Origin of the sequence: Pseudogracilibacillus sp. SE30717A, assembly GCF_037071985.1 — a bacterium.
In the GTDB taxonomy this organism is placed as follows: Bacteria; Bacillota; Bacilli; order Bacillales; family Amphibacillaceae; genus Pseudogracilibacillus.
Map to the genome: position 1 here is coordinate 307,578 of NZ_JAXHDF010000002.1, position 21,530 is coordinate 329,107.

At 34.8% G+C, this 21,530-nt stretch carries 23 protein-coding genes; 10 read left to right on the top strand and 13 right to left on the bottom strand.

What is annotated here, in order from left to right; genetic code table 11:
• Positions 1-147: 147 nt before the first annotated feature.
• On the bottom strand, positions 148-543 hold the full coding sequence (gene spxA, locus SPD48_RS04300) for a transcriptional regulator SpxA (RefSeq protein ID WP_336256825.1): 396 nt from the start codon (positions 541-543) through the stop codon (positions 148-150).
• 669 nt (positions 544-1,212) lie between these two features.
• On the opposite strand from spxA, the gene trpS reads away from it, so the two are divergent.
• Entirely contained in the window at positions 1,213-2,193 is a 981-nt protein-coding gene (gene trpS / locus SPD48_RS04305) for a tryptophan--tRNA ligase (protein ID WP_336256826.1), read from the top strand.
• A gap of 41 nt (positions 2,194-2,234) precedes the next feature.
• Here the strand turns inward: trpS and SPD48_RS04310 are convergent, their stop codons facing one another.
• The 4 genes from SPD48_RS04310 to SPD48_RS04325 form a co-directional block, all read right to left on the bottom strand.
• Positions 2,235-2,993: a DUF3603 family protein gene (locus tag SPD48_RS04310; RefSeq protein WP_336256827.1), complete on the bottom strand. Its 759-nt coding sequence runs from the start codon at positions 2,991-2,993 to the stop codon at positions 2,235-2,237.
• An 80-nt stretch (positions 2,994-3,073) separates the two neighbouring features.
• Positions 3,074-3,280: a hypothetical protein gene (locus SPD48_RS04315; RefSeq protein ID WP_336256828.1), complete on the bottom strand. Its 207-nt coding sequence runs from the start codon at positions 3,278-3,280 to the stop codon at positions 3,074-3,076.
• A gap of 262 nt (positions 3,281-3,542) precedes the next feature.
• The gene (gene fabF, locus SPD48_RS04320) at positions 3,543-4,784 is read right to left on the bottom strand and encodes a beta-ketoacyl-ACP synthase II (RefSeq protein ID WP_336256829.1); all 1,242 of its coding nucleotides are present in this window, start codon (positions 4,782-4,784) and stop codon (positions 3,543-3,545) included.
• 75 nt (positions 4,785-4,859) lie between these two features.
• Positions 4,860-5,798, bottom strand: coding sequence for a beta-ketoacyl-ACP synthase III (locus SPD48_RS04325; RefSeq protein WP_336256831.1), 939 nt, complete (start codon positions 5,796-5,798; stop codon positions 4,860-4,862).
• A gap of 160 nt (positions 5,799-5,958) precedes the next feature.
• On the opposite strand from SPD48_RS04325, the gene SPD48_RS04330 reads away from it, so the two are divergent.
• Positions 5,959-6,252, top strand: a complete 294-nt coding sequence (locus tag SPD48_RS04330; protein WP_336256832.1) for a YjzD family protein — start codon at positions 5,959-5,961, stop codon at positions 6,250-6,252.
• Positions 6,253-6,323: 71 nt separating this feature from the next.
• On the opposite strand, the gene SPD48_RS04335 is transcribed toward SPD48_RS04330, so the two are convergent.
• Positions 6,324-6,647 (bottom strand): hypothetical protein, encoded by a 324-nt coding sequence (locus tag SPD48_RS04335; RefSeq protein ID WP_336256833.1) that lies wholly within the window; start codon positions 6,645-6,647, stop codon positions 6,324-6,326.
• Positions 6,648-6,778: 131 nt separating this feature from the next.
• Here SPD48_RS04335 and SPD48_RS04340 point away from each other — a divergent pair, with 131 nt between their 5' ends.
• Positions 6,779-7,606 carry an undecaprenyl-diphosphate phosphatase gene (locus tag SPD48_RS04340; RefSeq protein WP_336256834.1) on the top strand — a complete coding sequence of 276 codons (828 nt, stop codon included), beginning with the start codon at positions 6,779-6,781 and terminating at the stop codon, positions 7,604-7,606.
• A gap of 612 nt (positions 7,607-8,218) precedes the next feature.
• Here the strand turns inward: SPD48_RS04340 and moaD are convergent.
• The 4 genes from moaD to SPD48_RS04360 form a co-directional block, all read right to left on the bottom strand.
• On the bottom strand, positions 8,219-8,455 hold the full coding sequence (gene moaD / locus SPD48_RS04345) for a molybdopterin converting factor subunit 1 (RefSeq protein WP_336256835.1): 237 nt from the start codon (positions 8,453-8,455) through the stop codon (positions 8,219-8,221).
• Entirely contained in the window at positions 8,452-8,934 is a 483-nt protein-coding gene (locus SPD48_RS04350; RefSeq protein WP_442962109.1) for a molybdenum cofactor biosynthesis protein MoaE, read from the bottom strand. The genes moaD and SPD48_RS04350 overlap by 4 nt, the downstream gene beginning before the upstream one ends.
• 177 nt (positions 8,935-9,111) lie before the next feature.
• The gene (locus SPD48_RS04355; protein ID WP_336256836.1) at positions 9,112-9,423 is read right to left on the bottom strand and encodes a metal-sulfur cluster assembly factor; all 312 of its coding nucleotides are present in this window, start codon (positions 9,421-9,423) and stop codon (positions 9,112-9,114) included.
• An 87-nt stretch (positions 9,424-9,510) separates the two neighbouring features.
• Positions 9,511-10,266, bottom strand: a complete 756-nt coding sequence (locus tag SPD48_RS04360; protein ID WP_336256837.1) for an alpha/beta fold hydrolase — start codon at positions 10,264-10,266, stop codon at positions 9,511-9,513.
• A 148-nt stretch (positions 10,267-10,414) separates the two neighbouring features.
• Between SPD48_RS04360 and SPD48_RS04365 the strand changes: the two genes are divergently transcribed.
• From SPD48_RS04365 to SPD48_RS04385, 5 genes are all read left to right on the top strand, one after another.
• On the top strand, positions 10,415-11,257 hold the full coding sequence (locus SPD48_RS04365; protein WP_442962104.1) for a Cof-type HAD-IIB family hydrolase: 843 nt from the start codon (positions 10,415-10,417) through the stop codon (positions 11,255-11,257).
• 125 nt (positions 11,258-11,382) lie between these two features.
• Positions 11,383-11,520, top strand: a complete 138-nt coding sequence (locus tag SPD48_RS04370; protein WP_336256839.1) for a hypothetical protein — start codon at positions 11,383-11,385, stop codon at positions 11,518-11,520.
• A gap of 1 nt (position 11,521) precedes the next feature.
• Positions 11,522-11,734 (top strand): DUF3813 domain-containing protein, encoded by a 213-nt coding sequence (locus SPD48_RS04375; protein WP_336256840.1) that lies wholly within the window; start codon positions 11,522-11,524, stop codon positions 11,732-11,734.
• 184 nt (positions 11,735-11,918) lie between these two features.
• Positions 11,919-12,182, top strand: coding sequence for a NifU N-terminal domain-containing protein (locus SPD48_RS04380; RefSeq protein WP_336256841.1), 264 nt, complete (start codon positions 11,919-11,921; stop codon positions 12,180-12,182).
• A 164-nt stretch (positions 12,183-12,346) separates the two neighbouring features.
• The gene (locus tag SPD48_RS04385) at positions 12,347-13,600 is read left to right on the top strand and encodes a hypothetical protein (protein WP_336256842.1); all 1,254 of its coding nucleotides are present in this window, start codon (positions 12,347-12,349) and stop codon (positions 13,598-13,600) included.
• Positions 13,601-13,641: 41 nt separating this feature from the next.
• On the opposite strand, the gene SPD48_RS04390 is transcribed toward SPD48_RS04385, so the two are convergent.
• Together SPD48_RS04390 and SPD48_RS04395 are read right to left on the bottom strand one after the other, a co-directional pair.
• Positions 13,642-15,141 carry an alpha-amylase family glycosyl hydrolase gene (locus SPD48_RS04390; RefSeq protein ID WP_336256843.1) on the bottom strand — a complete coding sequence of 500 codons (1,500 nt, stop codon included), beginning with the start codon at positions 15,139-15,141 and terminating at the stop codon, positions 13,642-13,644.
• Between the two features lie 119 nt (positions 15,142-15,260).
• Complete coding sequence (locus tag SPD48_RS04395) at positions 15,261-15,617, bottom strand: YisL family protein (protein WP_336256844.1); 357 nt, start codon at positions 15,615-15,617, stop codon at positions 15,261-15,263.
• Positions 15,618-15,800: 183 nt separating this feature from the next.
• On the opposite strand from SPD48_RS04395, the gene SPD48_RS04400 reads away from it, so the two are divergent.
• Positions 15,801-16,994 (top strand): ornithine--oxo-acid transaminase, encoded by a 1,194-nt coding sequence (locus SPD48_RS04400; RefSeq protein WP_336256845.1) that lies wholly within the window; start codon positions 15,801-15,803, stop codon positions 16,992-16,994.
• A gap of 188 nt (positions 16,995-17,182) precedes the next feature.
• Positions 17,183-18,163: a 2-hydroxyacid dehydrogenase gene (locus tag SPD48_RS04405; RefSeq protein ID WP_336256846.1), complete on the top strand. Its 981-nt coding sequence runs from the start codon at positions 17,183-17,185 to the stop codon at positions 18,161-18,163.
• A gap of 269 nt (positions 18,164-18,432) precedes the next feature.
• On the opposite strand, the gene SPD48_RS04410 is transcribed toward SPD48_RS04405, so the two are convergent.
• Entirely contained in the window at positions 18,433-21,528 is a 3,096-nt protein-coding gene (locus SPD48_RS04410; protein WP_336256847.1) for an SMC family ATPase, read from the bottom strand.
• Positions 21,529-21,530 lie beyond the last annotated feature (2 nt).

The following is a 21,530-nucleotide window of genomic DNA, read 5'->3' on the forward strand; positions in this document are numbered from 1 at the left end:
GTTTTTTGTACAAAACAGTTTTAGCATAATAAGGTTGTCCAGATATCAAATGACTTTGTTGGTGTGGAAGTTGAGTTTAAATAGAAAAATCGCAAACCGATAATATTACTGGTTTGCGATTTTTAAAAAGCATCTTGTATAGCCAAATTAATTGACCATTTTCTGCGCTTCTCTTAATTGGAATGTACGTACAGTTCTTGGTAGAAAGCGACGAATTTCATCTTCATTATACCCTACTTGAAGTCTTTTTTCGTCAAGGATAATTGGTCTGCGTAATAGACCTGGATTGTTTTGGATCAAATCGAACAAATCTTTCAATGGAAGTTGTTCAATATTGACATCTAGCTTTTGAAATACTTTCGACCTTGTAGAGATAATTTCATCAGTTCCATCTTCTGTCATACGTAAAATCTCTTTAATCTCGTCCAATGACAGTGGTTCTGAAAAAATGTTTCGTTCCTTATAACCTATATTGTGTTCTTCTAACCATGCCTTTGCTTTACGGCAAGATGTACAACTTGGCGAGGTATAGAGTGTTACCATGTAACTTCACTCCTCATTTCTACTGAATATATCTTTATTGAACTTCTCATAATGCTTGCATCACGAGATTCCCGATCCTGTTCACTCAGGAGGGCTCACTCCGTAGTCCTTACGGTGCAGAAATCAAAGTATCGGTAATTCATTCCTAAACATGTGATGTTCCTCACATTTCACCGTACTTTCAATTGATTAATATATGCAACAGACGCTTTTTCCATACGCCAATTACATAGATAACCCTTGTAGATAAAGGATTAATTTATTAAATAAGAATTACTTTAAATAAACTTTCATTATAAATTATACTATAATTGTCAAGCGAAAGGTAGAGCTTTTTGTAAATTATTTAACCCAATTTATGAAATGTCATAAATTTGTTACAAGTTGTAGCTACATACATGTAGAGTACCCAAAACTTATTTTAAATAAACATTAGTTTCAAATATTTCTCAGTATTATTATTAATGCAGCTCATTTTTCAAGCTTAGTACTTTATTATACCATTTTTCTCGTTAAATAACCTTGTCTATACTAAAACTTGCTTTCACCAATTTCGTAGTATATCATTTAATAAGGAATATAGGAAGTGAGACGCGCAGTTCATTGATTTCTTTTCACAAAGAAAATAATGGACTTTTTTAAACTGAAAATTATTGGAGTGAATAAAGGTTGAAAACGATATTTTCCGGCATTCAGCCAAGTGGGACATTAACCCTTGGTAATTATTTAGGAGCAATTAAACAATTTGTCCAACTACAGCATGAACATCACTGTTATTTTTGCATTGTTGATCAACATGCGATCACAGTACCCCAAGAGCCAAAAACGTTAAAAAACAATATTAAATCATTGGCTGCATTGTATATAGCTTCCGGAATTGATCCGGAGAAGACTACTCTATTTGTTCAATCTGAAGTCCCAGCACATACAGAATTAGGTTGGATGTTACAATCAATGACCTATATGGGTGAGTTGGAAAGAATGACACAATTTAAAGATAAATCTGAAGGTAGAAGTGCTGTTTCCTCTGCTTTATTTACTTATCCGACATTAATGGCAGCTGATATTTTATTATATCAAGCAAACATCGTTCCAGTAGGTGACGATCAAACACAACATTTGGAATTAACGAGAGATATTGCAGATCGATTTAACAATCGTTTTGGGGATACATTTGTATTACCGGAAATTCGTATTCCAGATGTCGGGGCAAGAATTATGTCATTACAAGAACCAACTAAGAAAATGAGTAAATCAGATGAAAATACACGTAGTTTTATCTCAATGCTTGATACACCGAAACAAATGGAAAAGAAAATTAAAAGTGCTGTCACTGACTCAGATGGTGTAGTAAAATTCGATAAAGATAATAAACCAGGCGTATCTAATTTGCTTTCCATCTTTGCTAGTTGTACAGGTGAATCCATTGAAGCTGTCGAAGAACATTTTAAAGACAAAAGATATGGAGATTTAAAAAAGGAAGTTGCTCAGGCAGTAGTTGACACGTTGGCGCCAATTAAAGAAAGGCACGATGAATTAATTAATTCTAAAGAACTTGATGAGATTTTAACCAATGGAGCAGAGAAAGCTCATAAAGTTGCAAGTAAGACTCTTAATAAAGCGAAAAAGAAAATGGGTTTAATACGTTAAAGAAAAAGAAAATCAGAAAGAAATTTTTCTGATTTTCTTTTTTAATGTGATTTATTTTTATTTTCTACTTGTTCTAATTCCCAAAATTTCTCTAAAAATGGATTACCTTTTACAAGTTGTGCACATAATCTTTCATGTGCATCGCTCCACCCTATTTTAATTTCTTCATATAATTTTTGCCAAACTTCATCAATACTAGATTGATGCATCGTATATTTCAATTGTTCATGATCCCATTCAGAAAGCCAGTACATTACTTCATTCATATTATCAGAAGTTTTTAAGTGTTCCATTGCGATCATAAGCAGTTTCTTTAATTGGCGTTCTCTTCGTGTTAGTCCAAAGACAAATTCTTCTTCCATCGATAACAGAGATTGTTTGTCTTTCTCATGAATTGGTGCAAAAGAAAAGTGTCTCTTTTTAGCTTTTTTACATAACTCATAAACTTGTTGCTCCTGTCTAGGTATTAACCTACTCTTACGAACTGGAATCGTATAACCTATCGTATCAAAGGCTAGAATACCTCTTCCGTCTGTCACGATACAGGCATAGTCTAACATTTGCCTTGTATGGCCTTTACGCATATAAGCACGTTTGTGAATTAAGTTCAATAATTCAGAAGGTAAATCAAATAAACTGTTTTCTATGTAATGGTAGAGGCTTTCTGTTATATGTAGGACGGGGACTTGTTCTAGTATTTCAATTTGATCAGATTTTCGCCATTCATGATAATGGCATACATTATATCCTTCTTCTTCTCCCTCAAACCAATTCACCCAAACATCATATAAATACAACATGGTTATTCCCTCGCTTTAAAATACTATTTATGTAACATTATGACCACCATGACAAAAAAATATTCGAATGAATCAGGGTGTTATAGTTTATTAGGGAATCGATGAATGGCAATCATCATCATTACAAATCCAACTGGGAGAAAATAACATTCAAGTCTTCCTTTTATAAACATAATGTATTCTATCCATGAAATACCAGCTGGTAAAAAATTCATATAGGCAATAATCGTAACTCCTCCGGAAACAGCTAGTCCGAACCCAATTAAAAATAAAAGGAGATATCCCACACCCCTCACCTCACAACTTGTCCAATCATTTGTTTAATGAATGTTTATTCGTTACATACGAAAAATATGTGTTGTGAGAGGATGAAAGAGTTCAAGTTACTCGTTTTTTGATTTTAATAGTATGAAGAATGTTACATTGAATTATCAAATGAGGATTTCAAGCAATGTTCTTCTCGATTAAATTGATCTCTATACTTGCCATCCAAAAACACCCCGAAAGTTAGTTTTTTACTCTAACTTTCGGGGTGCAGTACTAATAAGATCAGTTATTGTATTTTTTAAATACAAGAGATGCGTTATGCCCGCCAAAGCCGAATGAATTGCTCATCACAACATTAACTTCTTGTTTTCTTGATTCGTTTGGAACATAATCTAGATCACAGTCCGGGTCAGGCGTTTCATAGTTGATCGTTGCTGGAATAACTCCGTCTTGAATTGCTTTGACAGAAATGACACTTTCCACCCCACCAGCTGCTCCTAACAAATGACCTGTCATCGATTTAGTTGAAGAAACAGCGAGTTTTTTCGCATGATCACCAAAGACATTTTTAATCGCTTGTGTTTCATATTTATCATTCATGTCAGTACTTGTACCATGAGCATTTATATAATCAACCGCTTCTGGAGAAATATTTGCATCAGTTAAAGCTTGTTTCATTGCGCGTGCTGCACCCTCTCCACCTTCTGCTGGAGCAGTAATATGGTAGGCATCTCCAGTAGCACCATATCCAATAATTTCCGCATAAATTGTTGCACCACGTTCTAAGGCCGATTCAAGCGTTTCAAGCACTAAGATTCCAGCACCTTCTCCCATGACAAATCCATCTCGATTCTTATCGAATGGACGACTAGCTGTTTTAGGGTCGTCATTAAAACTTAATGCCTTCATAGCTGAAAAACCAGCAAACGCCATATTTGTAATTGGTGACTCAGTTCCACCAGTAACGATATAATCGACATCTCCTCGCTGAACAGCTTTAAACGCATCACCGATAGAGTTAGCGCCTGAAGCACAAGCCGTTACTGTACATGAATTAATCCCTTTTGCCCCAATCTGAATAGATACTTGACCAGCTGCCATATCTGGAATAAGCATAGGCACGAAAAACGGGCTAACACGACGATATCCTTTATCGATAAATCGTCTTAACTGTTCTTCATACGTGTCCATTCCTCCGATACCACAGCCGATCCAAACTCCTACTCGGTCCGCATTGGATTCATCAATTACTAATTTTGCATCTTCGACTGCCATTTTCGAAGCAGCGACTGCATACTGAGTAAACAAGTCCATTTTACGCGCTTCTTTTTTATCCATATATGCTTTTGCATCAAAATCTTTAACCTCAGCTGCAACATGTACTGGAAAATCATCTTTATTTACACGTGTAATAAAATCAATTCCGGATTGATTTGCTACAATATTTTCCCACAACGTTTTTGCATCGTTACCTAACGGTGTTACGGTACCGATTCCTGTTACTACAACTCTTCTTTTTTCCATTAAACTGCCTCCTTACTCAACAAAAACATTACTACCATAAATTTATCATATTTTATAACAATAATCTTGATTTATTTACTTACCCCATCTTAGGGCAACAGCACCCCAGGTAAGTCCTCCACCAAATCCGACAAGGACAACAACATCCCCGTCATTAATCTTACCGTTCTGCAGAGACTCCGATAACGCAATTGGAATGGATGCAGATGAATTATTACCATAATGCTGGATGGTTTTCGCCATTCTTTCTTCTGGTATATCCAATCTGTTCCTCGCCGCTTCCATAATTCGAATATTTGCTTGATGCGGCACTAAGTAATCAACATCTTCTTTTTGCAAACCTACCTTTTCAATGACGTTCATACACGATTGCGGCATTTGTCTAACAGCAAATTTAAATACTTCACGCCCGTTCATAACGAGGTGATCTTCTTTACTTTGGTAAAGTTCTTCCCCACCAGAACCATCGGCACCTAATTCAAATGACAGAATTCCTTTTCCTTCAGACACTTCTCCCAACACAACTGCGCCTGCTCCATCTCCTAATAATACACATGTATTTCGATCTGTCCAGTCTGTAATTTTTGAAAGTTTATCTACTCCGACAACAAGGATATGTTTGTAAGCCTTCGTTTCAATAAATTGTTGTGCTGTTATCATTCCATACATAAAACCAGCACAAGCTGCTGCTACATCCATTGCCGCCGCATTTGTTGCACCAAGTTTCTCTTGAATCATACAAGCGACAGATGGAAACGGTGTATCTGGAGTTACTGTAGCCACTAAAATCATGTCCAAATCTTCCGCTTTAATACTTGCATCTTCTAAAGCTCTTTTCGCTGCTTTATATGCCATATCCGATGAATCTTCATCGTCTTTAGCAATTCTTCTTTCTTCTATCCCAGTTCGTGAGCGAATCCATTCATCAGTTGTATCAACTATTTTTTCTAAATCTTTATTTGTTACAATATTATCAGGTGCATAATGTCCTGTTCCAATAATGCCTACACCCATCTTGCCATCCCCTTTAAATTAAATTAATAGCAAATGTTATGACTTGGTATAAACTTTAAGCTATTTTACGTCAAGTTGCAAGAAAAAAATATGAAATGATGCGAAAAATATAGCAGTGAACGGAATATATTATTTACAAAATGATGAACATTCTTGTTAGATGAAGAAACGAGCTTTTACAAATATAGATAAAAACTTTTATTTACCTGTCATATTTGGTAAAATAAATGAGGACATTATACGTAGAAATTATTTGCCAGAGGAAAATGAGGTGGAACGAATGAGAATTATTATGACATTAATTTGGGCACTTTTAATCGGCGTGGCGCTAGCTTACGTCTTATCCAGTATGGGCGGCGAGCCATTTAATGTAACCCAATCAATCGTTTTTTCAGCGAGTACTTTTATCGCAATTATTTTATTAGACGGTGTACTTCGCGTGTCTGAACGTTAGTATGTATCTTATATTTTATAAAAATAACACCCTCACTATTTATTCATAAAAATAGTGAGGGTGTTTTTGTTTTAGTACCAAGGTAATAAGCTTAATGCCGCCAAAAAAGTTAGTGGGATAACTAACCGCCTAAATCTTCTTGGTGGATAGAATCCAAATCCTGGCCCATATCCAGGAAAGGGATAGCGTCCAAATTGATTCGGATTAACATTTGGATCCCCTGGTGCAGCTGGACTGTTCTGACTCATCGGCACGGCTAAATATACATTTTCTTCATCAAGCCCTGTAATAATTCCGTCAGTCTTAACCCCATCAGTAGTTTCAACTAATACATACGAATGCATATGCTGTTTACACATTTCATATATATCTTCATAAGAAATATTTTGATTCATGTATATTCCCTCCTCACCTCTAGACTATTCAACTACTGGGCAGGAGGTTCCTCACCTGTAACAAGCAATCATATACACATAAAGATATTTCATTCAAAAGCAATATAAATTATTTAAAAGGTGGTTTTATCATGATCCATGCAGCAGAAGTGATTTATCTGATCAAATTTCTCCTTCTAGGTATAATTCAAGGTATTACTGAACCTCTTCCAATTTCTTCAAGTGGCCATTTAGTAATTTTAAAAGATATATTCGGTATAATTACTCCTGGGTTATCCTTTGAAATTATTACTCACCTCGGTTCTCTTATTTCAATTATTATCATTTATCGAAAGGATATTTTTTCATTATTAACAGAAAGTCTTCGGTATATCTTTCGTCGAGAAAATCAGTATAAAAACAGTTTTCAGTTCACGTTTTATATATTAGTCGCTACTTTCATTACTGGCATCATTGGTTTATTAGTTGAACAATATATAAGTGAAAAATTAACGAAACCATTGTTTGCAGGTATAGCGCTTTTAATTACGGGTTTTTTTATATGGATGATTCGGAATTTACAAGGGGAAAAATCAGATAGAGATTTGACAATAAAAGACGCTATGATAGTTGGACTAGCCCAAGCAACTGCGTTAATTCCGGGAATCAGCCGATCAGGTGCAACGGTTGTCGCTGCAATGTTACTAGGAATGAAACGGGAGACGGCTCTGCGTTTCTCTTTCTTATTATTTATCCCTGTAAGTGTCGGAATAAATGTTTTATCACTAAGTGAAATCATACAGGACGAACATTTTATACCGAATATAATCCCTTATCTACTTGCATTTTTAGCCTCTCTTCTTGCAACTTACTTTGCATTAAAATGGTTTATGAATGTGATGATAAAAGGGAAACTAATCATTTTTAGTATCTATTGTTTTATTGTTGGTACCGCCGTAATCGTTTATCAACTTTTATAATTTTTATCAACCAAGCTTCCGCCCAGAATGCTGAAAGTTGAAACATAGTGATAAAAACTGTGCAGTAATTTTGGAAAGTAATTACCTTACCGCTACGGTAATATGCTACGCTTTTCGCGGGCGGCTGTTGAGCCTCCTCGGGCTAAAGCCCTGTGGGGTCTCACTGAGGCCTTTCCTCCCGCAGAAGTCTTCACATATTTCCTTCGCTGTGTGTGCTTGTTAACAGCTCTGCACGTTTTGATACTACTATCACAATGGTGATTGAAGCCGGAGGGCAGTCGACTCCAGTGGGAACAGCACGAGTCTGAAGACCCCACAGGAAGTGGTCTTTGCTTCCGAGGAGGCTGAAGCCGTGCCCACGGTAAAGGAGACACTGTAAAAGCAAACGATAGTGCAGCTTGAACAGATGTTGCGCTTATGCCTATGGTGAAAGCGAACTGCCCAAAGGCGGAAATCAACGATGCAGTTACAAGGTTTACAAATTTTCACTACTGAACAGTTTACGTTTACTTAGCAATAACTTCTTTAACACAAAAAATCTGAACGATAAAATAAATGTCATTTATTTTATCGTTCAGTAGTTAAACATTTTTAGCATTTTCATTTTTAAAATTATCCACCACTAACTGGCGGAATAAATGCAACAACATCTCCATTTGATACGATTGCATCTTCTTTTGCATATTCTTCATTTACAGCGATCATAGCCTGATTAAGAAGTTCTTTCACATCGTATTTGGATAAGTATTTCTCTTTTATTTCATGTACTGAAATATTATTTGCATCAATTGTTAATTTACTACTCCCAACAATTTCTTGTAACTGAGCGAAAAATAACAATTCAATCAAGACATTTCCTCCTTAATAGGTATCTTTTTTTCGTACGACACATTTTCTTTTTGATCACCTATCCATTTTGTCCCATCTTCCCAATGTTCTTTTTTCCAAATCGGTACAATTTCTTTAATACGTTCAATTGCATATCGAGATGCCTTAAATGCAGCGTCTCTATGTGGAGTAGATACAGCTATCGCTACAGCAACATCAGATATATCTAATCGTCCAATCCGATGAGCGATTGCAACATCTGCATTAGGCCACTCTGCTTTTATTTCCTCTCCGATCCTTGCAAGTTGCTTTACTGCCATAGGAACGTACGCATCATATTCTAAGAAAAGTGTACGTTTTCCGTACGTAAATTCTCGAGCAATACCAATAAATGTACTAATAGCTCCTGCTTCAGATCGTGTCACTTTTTTTATACATTCACTAACATCTACTGGTTGATCAGTTATCCAATAATTTTTAATCGTAATCACCTGCCTAATAAAATAAGTGATTGAGATTCCAATTAGTCAAAAAGGTTGATCCAAAAATGAATCAACCTTCTCATAGCAGCACATACTTATAACCAACATTATCCTCGATAACTCATCTCGGATTTACTTGTTGACTACTTTATCTACGCACATTATATCTGAAGTATCATGCATCGTCTAGCTTAATTAGTCTGGGATTCCAAGTGCAATTTTTGCATAACGAGACATTTTATCTTTGCCCCAAGGTGGATCCCATACAATACTTACTTCAATATCTTTAATTTCAGGAATATCTGCAAGTACACGCCTAACATCTGCTTCAATATGTCCAGCTAATGGACAACCCATTGATGTTAATGTCATAGTAACCGTACATAAACCTTCATCATTTAAGTCAACGTCATAAACTAAACCCATATTAACGATATCAATACCTAATTCAGGGTCGATTACGTTTTCTAATGCGCCCATAATATTCTCTTTTAGAGCTTCATCCATTTTACTACCTCCTTGTTTTCAACTCTACCTTATATTTAACCATATTTAATTACTTTTTTGAAATGAATGACCCATAAGTTACGACAATTATAAATAGTTTTTAAACCAGTTTGCAGTTTCTCTAATGGATAAATTACTAATATGATGTCCGCGGCCTTGTTCAGGTAAAAAAGTTAACTGACCATCATAATGTGATTTTATCTCTTCATAAAATGATTTAGTAAGTTCAAAAGGGACTACATTATCTTCAGTCCCATGCCACATCAACAACGGACGATAATTTAATAATTCTGGTTGCAATGAAATATCATATTGTTGTAACGAAGCTATTGCTTCATTTGCTTGAGCCTTAGTAATTTTACTATTACTATTCTTATTCACATGGTCAATAAGGATAGAAGCTAAAGCTGTCATTTTAGGAGTTCCCATTAACACTGCACCTGCTTTAATCCAATCATAATGACAAAGCGCACCAAATGTAGTAATACCTCCCATGCTCGTTCCGCCGATACCGATACGACCATCAACAATTAACTCATTCTCCAGAAGGTATAAATTAATTTTTTCGATATCCTTAATATTTTGAATAACTATCTCCCAAAAAGCTAAATCTTTTTCTGCCTGTGAAATATTTTCTTTCCTTTCCCCATGTAAGTAACTATCTGGTAATATGACTCTAAATCCATTTTGTGCAATTTTATATGCAAGGCTTAAGCTGCTTTCTTTTTCACCATTATATCCATGATAGTAGATGACTGTCGGACATGATTTATATTCATCCTCAGGTTGAAATACATGTAAAACTGGGATTGTATGAATCGTTTCTTTCTTAATATGTATCATAGTCATTTCCTTTCTCGATTGTAATTCTATAGTAATGAACAGTTATTCATTTGTAAAGCAAGAAATTCAAATATCTTTAGATTATTCCCTAATTCATTTAAAGTAGCTAGAGTATTTCCATTTATTTTGCTACACTACTCATAACGAGGTGATTTGTTTGAAACATAAACATTTAATTGCAATTGACTTAGACGGAACATTATTAACAGACGATAAAAAAATCGCTGCCCCATCTAAATTAATGATTAAACGGTTAATGGATGAGGGTCATATTGTAGTCATTGCCACAGGACGATCAAATCAAATGAGTATTCTTTATTACAACGAACTTGAACTAGTAACACCATTAATTAATTCGAACGGAGCTTATTTACATCATCCACGCAATAAAAGTTGGGGTAAGTACCATACACCACTCGAACATAAAACTGCAATTGAGATCGTAAAAGCTTGCTATGAATTAAATTCTAACAATGTACTTGCAACCGTATATGATCATATTTACTTGGACCAATTCGATGAAAATATTGTTAATTTTTATGGTCCAAATAAACAGAAAGAAGCTTTTATTATCGGTCGCCTAATCGAAAAATTAACAGAAAACCCTACTTTAATGATGTTATACCCAAACAAAAACGAAGTACAAACGTTAACCGACCACTTAAATGATCTCCATGCCGAAGTGGTTGATCATTGGAATTGGGGTGCACCTTATCATATTATCGAAGTAATGAATAAACGAATGAATAAAGCAGAAGCAGTGAAAAAAATCGCGGAAGAATACGGGATACCAAAAGAACGTATTATAGCCTTTGGTGATGGTCCAAATGATTTAGATCTGATTGATTATGCTGGAGTTGGAGTGGCTATGGAAAACGCAATTGATGAATTAAAAAGCGTTGCCAATTTTATTACAGAAACAAATGAACAACATGGCGTTGCGAGTTTTTTAGCTAATTATTTTGAGATTCCACATCCAGTAAAATCGTAATGATACAAATTTTACCTACCATATAAATTAATTTATTTCCCATACTATTAGTGAACGTCAAGACGGCGTTCACTTTTGCCATTTTATATCTCATTTAATTGTTAACCTTGCAGGAGGGAACTCGAATGAATAAGGAAAAGAAACAAGAATCTAAACAAACAAATGTTTTTTATGATCCGCCTGTTCACGCAAAACAAACGTTAAGACAAGACGTTGAACGAAAACGTGAAGAAATTAAAAAGAGTACCATAGGAGGATTTTAAATTGGAAAAAAGTCTTTTTGAGCAAGCAAAAGAGATGATGACGAATCTGATGAACTCCACTCAAAGCCAACAGGGTGGGCATAACCCAAACGCTAGTGATAAGGAAGCAGTGAGAAAAGTAATCAAGTCCGCTTATCAAAATGCTTCTCCTGAAGAAAAAGCACAACTTGATCAATTCGAACAACAATTAGATGAGAAAATACAATTGCATTAATAATTCAAGCTCTAAGCCCCTGTCCTGTCTCTCAACTAGTTGCAAAAAGTAATTACGAATTCATTTATAAGAATGATACCGAATTACAAAGGCAGCAGAATTTAGACCATCCTTTAATAGGATGGTCTTTTCAATTAAAATATGGTACATTAAAAATAAGTATGAAGTTACAGGAGGGAATATCATGGGAGTAAGACCTGAAACAACACCTAACCCTAATGCAATCAAATTTACAACAGATAAAATGATTTTTGAAGGTACAGCAAGTATATCTGTCATGTCGGGTGATACTAGTGAACATGAAATATTAAATGATTTAATGAAACTGGAAGACGTAGATAATGTTTTTGGTTACCAAAATTTTATCACTGTAAACAAGCATTTTGATGCTGACTGGGATACATTAATTGAAAAAGTGTTAGATGTCTTTAAGCAACACGGATTTTAATTAGATATAAATAACCAAATAAGGCGGCTTGAATAGGCCGTCTTTTTTATTTATGCCTTTTTTGTCATTTATTTGTTATAAATTATCGACTTTTTACCGATTGACTTGATTCTTCTAACCTATAAATCCACACTAGGGATAGATCTCGTTAATGAGGTGACATCATGCCAAAACACATGCTACATATTTCTTTGTTCTTTTTACTATTAACTGCCTCAACTGGTGTGTGGATGCGTCTTTATACTGTATCAAATTCTGTTCATATCATTCCATATGATCATCTTTTACATGGTCATTCTCATGCAGCCATATTAGGCTGGACTTTTCTTGCCATGCTCATTATATTTTTCAAACTTTCATGGGATGAACTGGATAATATGCAACAGGAAGCAAAACTGCTCATACTATCAACTGGAATACTGACATTTATCATGTTTATTGCTTTTCTTGTGGAAGGTTATGCACTTTATTCCATTATTTTATCAACGGTTCATATACTGATTGAATATTGGGCAATAATTTTTATTCTTCGCTTTTTAAAAAAGAAACCTAGTATACCTTTCGCTAGTAGGTTATTTATGAAAGGTGCTTTTCTAACATTATTTATATCATCTTTAGGCCCTTGGTCACTCGGTGTAATCGCTTCACAACAGTTACAAAAATCTGATTTATTTGATATGGCGATTTATTTTTATTTACACTTTCAATATAATGGTTGGCTAACTCTTATGTTGATAGGAATGTTTATTTACGCTCTTTCAAAAAAAGGCATACAAATTCAAAAAAATATAGTAATTTATAGTTTTTGGACCTATACTATTTCTCTTTTTCCGGGATATTTTCTATCAATTTTATGGTATGACTTTGGTAAAATAGGTATCATTTTAGGGATGATCGGAGCATTTGGTCAATTAATTAGCGTAATGCTCCTTTGCTATACCTTCTTTAAAAACAAAATCACTATTCAGTTCCATTTTAGTAACAGAAACCATTCATTACTTAAAATTGTTTTCATTCTCTTTTTCTGCAAAAGTATACTTGAACTTTTTTTATTATATAGTCCATTAGCCAATCTCATTTACGAAACAAGAAATCTTGTCATTGGTTATCTGCACTTAGTATTATTAGGATTTATTACATTGTTTATTTTCGCACTTTATCAAATGGAAACACTTATTGATGATACAAAACTATTCGTTAATGTAGGTATACTAATCTTTCTAATAGGTTTTGGTATCAATGAGATTATCTTATTTTTATCTGGTCTATCACAGTTAATTCTAGATAAACCAATCCTCTTTCAAAACCACTTATTAACTATTGCATCTGGATTATTAACCTTTGGAATTTTATTCATATGGTGTAGTTTATTTACTAGACAGAAAAAAATAGTATCCACTACAAATAAAAACCCATGAATGTTGTTTTAAATAAACACTCATGGATTTTTATTTTGTTTCTATTTTGCTGCTTGACGTCGTCTCTGTTTGACTGAAAGTACGATAATCGAACCTATAAATACAATAAATACACCTGCGATAAAAGCAATCAAGCCCCAATTAAATCCTGTGTTCGGCTGAATAATGAAGACTTCTGTAGACTCTCTTTCCATACCAATCAAAAATTCTCCATTTTCATTTGCTCTTATCGTATCATCTTGCAACAATCCTTTTAACTGCATATTGGGATCGACATCTGAGATTTTCACCGTTCTTGAGTGACTATCATTATTTATAGCCACATAAACTGATTGATTATCCAAAGTCCGTTTAAAGAGAGTAAAGCCCTCTTCATCAACAACCTGCTCCATATCACCTTTCGTTAAAGCCGGAAATTGTTCACGGACTGCCGACATTTGCTCAAAAACTTTCTCAAGATCAGGATTAGCACTTGTGAAATCAACGATGTACTGATTCTCCGGATAACCAGGCCCGTACATTGGCACTTCAGAACCTTGATAAATAATCGGAACTCCTGGAGTGAAGTACAAATAGCCTAAGGCAAGTTTCCACGTTGTTATGGCGTTTCGTCCTTGCTCTGCAAAATTATTTGAAAACCTCGGAGTATTAATATTGTCGACGTATAATAAATCTCGGTTACTCGCCTCTCCCCGGATATCGAACAACTTCGATATTGATTCATCAGGCTTTATTAATACTTCATTCATCGCTTCATACATTGTGACATCAGCTATCGTGTCAATATTTTTATTCTCATATAAATGATTAATATCTTCGTCTTCTTGTAATGTGGTTGCTAAAATATAAAAATTCGGATTCATTTTTTTAATTTGCGTTGTTAAAGTTTCTAAAAATTCAGGTGATGATTGATCTGCAGCATGTAATTTAAATCCATCAATGTCTGTTTCATTCATCCAATATGAAGCAACATCGAGTAAATAGTCTTGTACTTCTGGATTGCTTTGATCAAATGCAACTACATTATCTAACCATTTTGTCGCTTCAATAGGTTCAACTTTATTATCCGTAAACCATTCTTGATGATCAGCGACTAATGGACTAGATGTAGCAGCATAATTCGTCACAAACTCTAAAATTACTTTTATATCTCTTTTATGTGCCTCTTCAATTAATTCATTTAAGTCTTCTATTGTTCCAAATTCTTCTTCTATTTTATAAAAGTCTTCAATCCAATATCCATGATATCCTTTTGGAGCATTATCCATAATAGGTGATAATGAGATCGCGGTAAAACCATGTTCTACTAATGAATCTAGTTTCATGGTTATCCCTTTTACATCTCCCCCATTGTAACTTAGTGGATCATCAACATCGACTTGATCACTAGGAGCTTGCGAGCCATTGTTAAATCGATCTATCAAAATATCGTAAATAATTTCATCTGTAAGTGATGTCGACTCCTCTGCACTAGATGTAAAGGAAGAAAAATTATAAAGAAGTAGCGGGATAATAAATAATAATGCAATAAATCTTTTCATTGTACGCACTCCAACTTGTTAAATTTAATGAAAAAGGGATTGTCTAAGAAGTGGAATGGAGAATTCACTTATACCATTCCATGGTTCCCCATACAACTTTTAGCACAATCCCAAAATTCTTATGGTAAGACTCCTAAAGGTAATCGTCCGAATCCTAGAACAATTGCGATTACAGCGGCTATAACAAACTGAATCCACCAAGCTTTTGTCGGTTTATCCTTATTTGTTTTTACAGTAATCATTTCAATGGAAGCGATCGCCCATAATCCTGCAAGTACTTTAATGATAAGTTCACCAGAAATATTACTATACTGTAAGAACAAGCTAATACCAGTAAACAAAATGATTAAATAATCAAGTCGTAAAATCATATGCAAAATTTTTCCTGGTTTTGCTTTCCCTTGTTTATAAAAAGATGTAACAACAAAAAGCAAGATGAAAGCAATAAGCCATGCTGTGATATGTAAATGAGCCATAACAGATTCTCCCCTCTTTTTATTTTATTCTACTAGAATATTTACCGTAAATATTGTACGATAAGCATTATACCATGTACATAAGGCAAATTCATTTAAAACACTTGTGAAAACATGGATACAGGGCATAATTGTGAATAAATTGTTAGAATAAATTTATAAATATTTTTACGGAGGGATCTTATGGTACAAACAAGTGAACAAGTTATTCAGCAAACTGATACATATGGGGCGAACAATTATTTACCGCTACCCATCGTTGTACATAAAGCGGAAGGCATTTGGGTGGAAGATCCTGAGGGAAATCGGTATATGGATTTACTAAGTGCTTATTCTGCCGTAAATCAAGGACACCGTCACCCGAAAATAATTTCAGCCCTTAAAGAACAAGCAGATAAAGTAACACTTACTTCACGTGCTTTCCATAACGACCAGCTCGGACCTTGGTATGAAAAAATTTGTAAACTGACCAACAAAGAAATGGCTCTCCCTATGAATACAGGTGCAGAGGCAGTTGAAACAGCGATCAAAACAGCGAGACGTTGGGCATATGATGTTAAAGGTGTTGCTGAAAATCAAGCTGAAATTATTGCATGTGTAGATAATTTCCATGGACGGACCATGGCCGCAGTTTCTTTATCTTCTGATCCCGACAACAAACGCGGATTTGGCCCTATGCTTCCAGGGTTTAAAGTAATCCCTTTTGGTGATGTAGAAGCGTTAAAAGCAGCAATAACGGAAAATACAGCCGGATTTTTATTCGAGCCGATCCAAGGGGAAGCTGGAGTGAATATTCCACCTGAAGGATTTCTAAAAGAAGCATACGATGTTTGTAAAGAAAATAATGTGTTATTTATCGCCGATGAAATCCAAGCTGGACTAGGACGAAGTGGTAAGTTTTTAGCTTGTGATTGGGAAAATGTTGACCCTGATATTATTATTCTTGGGAAAGCATTAGGTGGCGGAGTATTCCCTATTTCATGTGTCGTTGCTAATAAAGATATTCTCGGTGTCTTTAACCCAGGTTCTCACGGGTCTACTTTTGGTGGAAATCCACTCGCTTGTGCTGTATCTATCGCAGCACTTGACGTTATAGTAGAAGAAAAGTTAGCAGAACGCTCTCTGGAACTTGGCGAGTATTTTAAAACTGAATTGCAAAAAATGGAGAACCCAATTATTCAAGAAGTACGCGGAAAAGGTTTATTTATTGGAATGGAATTGACCGAATCTGCACGTCCTTATTGTGAAAAATTAAAGGATAAAGGCTTATTATGTAAAGAAACACATGATAATGTCATCCGATTCGCCCCACCGTTAGTAATTGAAAAGAAAGAAATTGACTGGGCGCTCGAAAAAATCAGGGAAGTTTTGGCATAATTACGATAAAAGACTAGAGGCTGGAACATGAATAAAGCTAACTACTGAAAGGACGAACCGTATGATAGTTAAGCGGAGGAACTATACGTTGACTCCTCATCGGCTAAATGCGGGCACGTCACAGGGATGTAGCTATGCTTTCGTCCCAGCCTCCTTTCTTTTTAAACTATTGGAAGTGAGGGAAGACGATGAAAAAGAAAGTAATCGTTGCAAATCGTTTAGAACAAGAGGCATTAGATGAATTAAAGAAACATGCGGATGTCTCTTGCTTTTATAATATTATTTCTACGGAGAATGAAGAGTTTGTTAAAAAACTAAAAGAGGCAGAAGGTATCATTGGCCTCGGTTTAAACGTAGATAAACAATTATTGGATTTAGCTCCAAATTTAAAAATTGTCAGCAATGTATCAGTTGGATACAATAATTTAGACGTAGAAGAGTTGACTAAAAGAAATATTATGGCAACAAATACACCTGATATATTAACAGATACAGTTGCCGACACTATGTTCGGACTTCTTCTAGCTACAGCTAGACGTATTCCTGAGTTAGATCAATATGTAAAAGAAAGAAAGTGGAAAGGTGATTTGACCGCTGAGTTTTATGGAGTAGATGTACATCATAAAACATTGGGTATCATAGGAATGGGAAGGATTGGGCAAGCGATCGCCCATCGAGCACACCATGGTTTTCATATGGATATCTTATATCATAGTCGTACAAAAAAACAAGAAGTTGAAGAAAAGTACAATGCTACATATAAAAATTTAGAGAATTTATTAGCTGAATCAGATTACGTATTGCTTATTACTCCGTTAACAAAAGAAACAAGGGGAATGATTGGTGCACGAGAATTTTCATTGATGAAGGAAACGGCTATTTTCATTAACGGTTCACGAGGCCAAACTATTGTTGAAAAAGATTTAATTTCTGCTTTACGAAGTAATGAAATTGCCGCGGCAGGTTTGGATGTATTTGAGGTGGAACCTATACAGCCAGACAATCCATTGCTTGATATGCCAAATGTTGTAACACTACCACATATCGGCTCTTCTACTTATGAGACTGAACTTGCTATGTCGAAGCTAGCTTGTAAAAATTTACTTGCTGGTTTAAATGGCAACAAACCACCCACATTGATCAATGAAAAAGTGTGGAAAAATAAATAATTTTCATAAAGAAGCTGGGACATAACTAGACCTAGCAACTAAAAGGACGAACAATATATTAGATAAGCTTAGGAAATATACGTAGACTACTAGTTGGTTAAAAGGCAGTCCCACGAGTCCCAAGATTTCTGTAGCAACTCAGATACGAGGAGCAACAGAAATCTTAGCGTAATCTTGGAAAACGTAGTATATTTCGAAGCTATCATTGTTCGTCTTTTTTTTGATAAAGTGTTAGTCCCCGCTTTTTTATAATAGAAATTTCGATCCTCTTACTTCAAAACAAATCTAGTTTTACTGTATCCTTCTTTATTTTTATTTACTTCGAGCATTGCTGGAAAAACCGTTTTTAATTCTTCTACATGTGAGATAACTCCGATCATACGTCCTGTCTCTTGTAAACTGACCAAGGCATCGATAGATTTATGTAAAGATTCTTCATCTAATGAGCCGAAACCTTCATCAATGAACATCGTTTTCATCGAAACACTTCCTTGAAAACTTTGAATCACATCTGACATTCCAAGTGCTAGGCATAATGATGCGATAAACTTCTCCCCACCTGATAATGATTTTACATCTCTCGTCTGACCAGTATATGCATCATATACATCAATTGCTAGTCCACTCTGCCTTCCACGTGCTTCTTGTCTTTCACTGCGAACTAAATAAAATTGTCCATTTGTTAACGTCCTGAATCGTTCATTTGCCGCATTTGTTATTTGATCTAAATAATCAATTTGCAAATATCTTTCGAATGAAATTTTCTTATCATTTTGTCCACGTAATACATCATATAAGTCAGTTACTGTTGTTAGTTTCTTTTCAAGAATTGCAGTTTTTTCTCGTACACTATAAATACTTTCTTTTATATTAGTTGCGGTCTCATTATATTTCTTTGAACGATTTAATTGTTCCAAAGCAGCCTCGTATGCACCCTTCAATTCTTTTAATTGTTCTTGTATTGATTCAACATCTGCTCGCTCTTTCTCTTTCAATTCCTCTGTTAACTCTTCTACTTGCTTAGTAACAGTTACCGTCTTCTGTTTATACAATTCAATCTCTTTTTTAAGTAACTCAATTTCATTTATTGGCAGTTTTGCCTGTTTGTATGCTTCTTCACTATCAAATTGCGCTTCGTTTAAATACTCTTTAAACATATCTTCTACTTTGGTAACAATGGATTGAACGTTTTCCAACTGATTTCCAATGTGGATTACATGTAATTTAGCTTCTGTATATGTTTTATCAGCTTGTTTTAATTGTTCTTGAACTTCTTGCCAACGTTTTTCTAATTTGTTTTTCTCTGTTTCAGTCTGATTAAGTTTAACTTGTAATACGGCTAAATCTTGCATTTCATCTGGGATATTTCGTAACCGCTCTTTAAACGTTGCATCTAGCTGTGCAAATTCGGTACGTAATTTAGAAACATGCGCTTCTGCCTTTTCCTTTTCTAATCTTGATTCCTTTATAGTTGTTTCTAACTTGGAAAGGTTCTGTTTATCTTTTGTAAGTTGTTCCGCTATATGATCAATCTGCAAAATTTCTGCTTTTAATTTTTTTCCTTTTTCAAGTACATTTTCCATTTCACTTTCCGCATGTTCAAGTGAGATATTATTTTCAGATACCGCTTGCGCTTTTTGTTTTAATTCATCTGAATTGTTTTGTGATTTAGTTAATATAGTTTGATAGGCAAGTTGTTTTCCATCCAAATCTGCTTTTATCTCATCAAGTTCTTCTTTAGTTATATGATCTTCATCCAAAGTTGCTTTACTAGGGTGATGAGTGCTTCCACAGACTGGACATGCATCTCCGTTTGTCAAATGACTAGCTAAAACAGTAGCCTGATTTTTGAACCAAATCGTTTCATGCTTTTTATATCTTCTTTCGGCTAACTTATAAAATTTCTCCTTTTCTTCTAATTCCGCTTGCAATAGACGTTGTGTTTTCCAAGTTTTTAAATACTCATCAAGAATACGATATTGATCCAGTAACTTAAATCGTTCATCTTGCTTTTTCCCACGGTCTATAACTTTCATTTCCTTTTGAACTATCTCTTTCTTTATGTCTTCTACTGCTGTTTCCTTTTCTTTCAATTCGTGAGTTAGCCTATTCGATTCAACTGTCGTTTGATCAATAGTCTTTGTTAATTGTTCTAATTGGTTTCTAGCTTGATCTATTTCTTGAATAATAGGTAAAAACTCATTATATTTAGTTAATTCATTTTTTAGTTGTTCACGCCGTGATTCTTTTTGTTCTTCTGTCTTGTATGCAGTTTGTGTCTGTTCTAAATGGGTCTTTGCTTTTTCTAATTCTGTTGCAGCAATTTTCGCTTTCTTTTCCAGTTCAGTGCGCTCATTTCTACGGTCAGCAACTTGTTTTTCATACGGCTCAATTTTATTTGCCCGTTCAGCCGCATCTACCTGACGTTCCATACGGAGAAACGTTACTTTTTCTCTTTTTAACTGTGTTAATTCCTCATTTTTTTGATCTAACAGCGAAAATCGTTCATTAATCGTGATTGCCTTATGCAAATACCCCTGTTTTTCCTCATATAATTTTAATGAATTCTCATAGTTTTTTTCATCAACCTGAATTTTCTCTAGATAGTAGATGATTTCTTCGTCTAATCCTTGGACTACTTGTTCCATATTATAAAATTCACTTTCCAAAAATTGGAATAATGTAGAGTCCTCTCGTTTTTCCAATGAAGAATGAATACGTTGGATATGATGATCCAACATTTGCTTCTCATGTCTAAATTGTTGCTCGACATTATCTTTTTTATCTTTTAAAAGTTGATTCATAAATTTATAACGTTCTGTCCTGAATAATTTACGTAAAATTGCTTCCTTATTCTCTGTTTCGGATGTTAATAACTTTCTAAACTCTCCTTGAGGTAACATCACAATTTGTTTAAACTGATCTTGTGTTAAACCAATAATTGCTTCTAATTTATCATTAATTTCAGAAACGATTTGGCGGTCTACACAAGGTACTTCTGTTTCATTATCGATGACTTCAAAAAATTCATACCGTTCTCCGGTCTTTGTTTTATTTCCTTTTTTTACATGGCCAAGCTGTCGCAAGACTCGATATATACGTCCATGTAATTCAAAAATTAATTCCACAGATGTATGGGTATCATCGTCTGCAAAATGACTCCGCAACATCGCTGTATTATCGCGATCTGTTCCACTGGCAGTGCCATATAAAGCAAAGCATATACCATCAAAAATAGTTGTTTTCCCAGCGCCGGTTGCTCCTGAGATAACAAATAGACGATGATCTTCTAATGAGCGAAAATCGATTGTTTCTGTATCTTTATATGGACCAAAAGCCTTCATCGTAAGTTGTAATGGTTTCAATT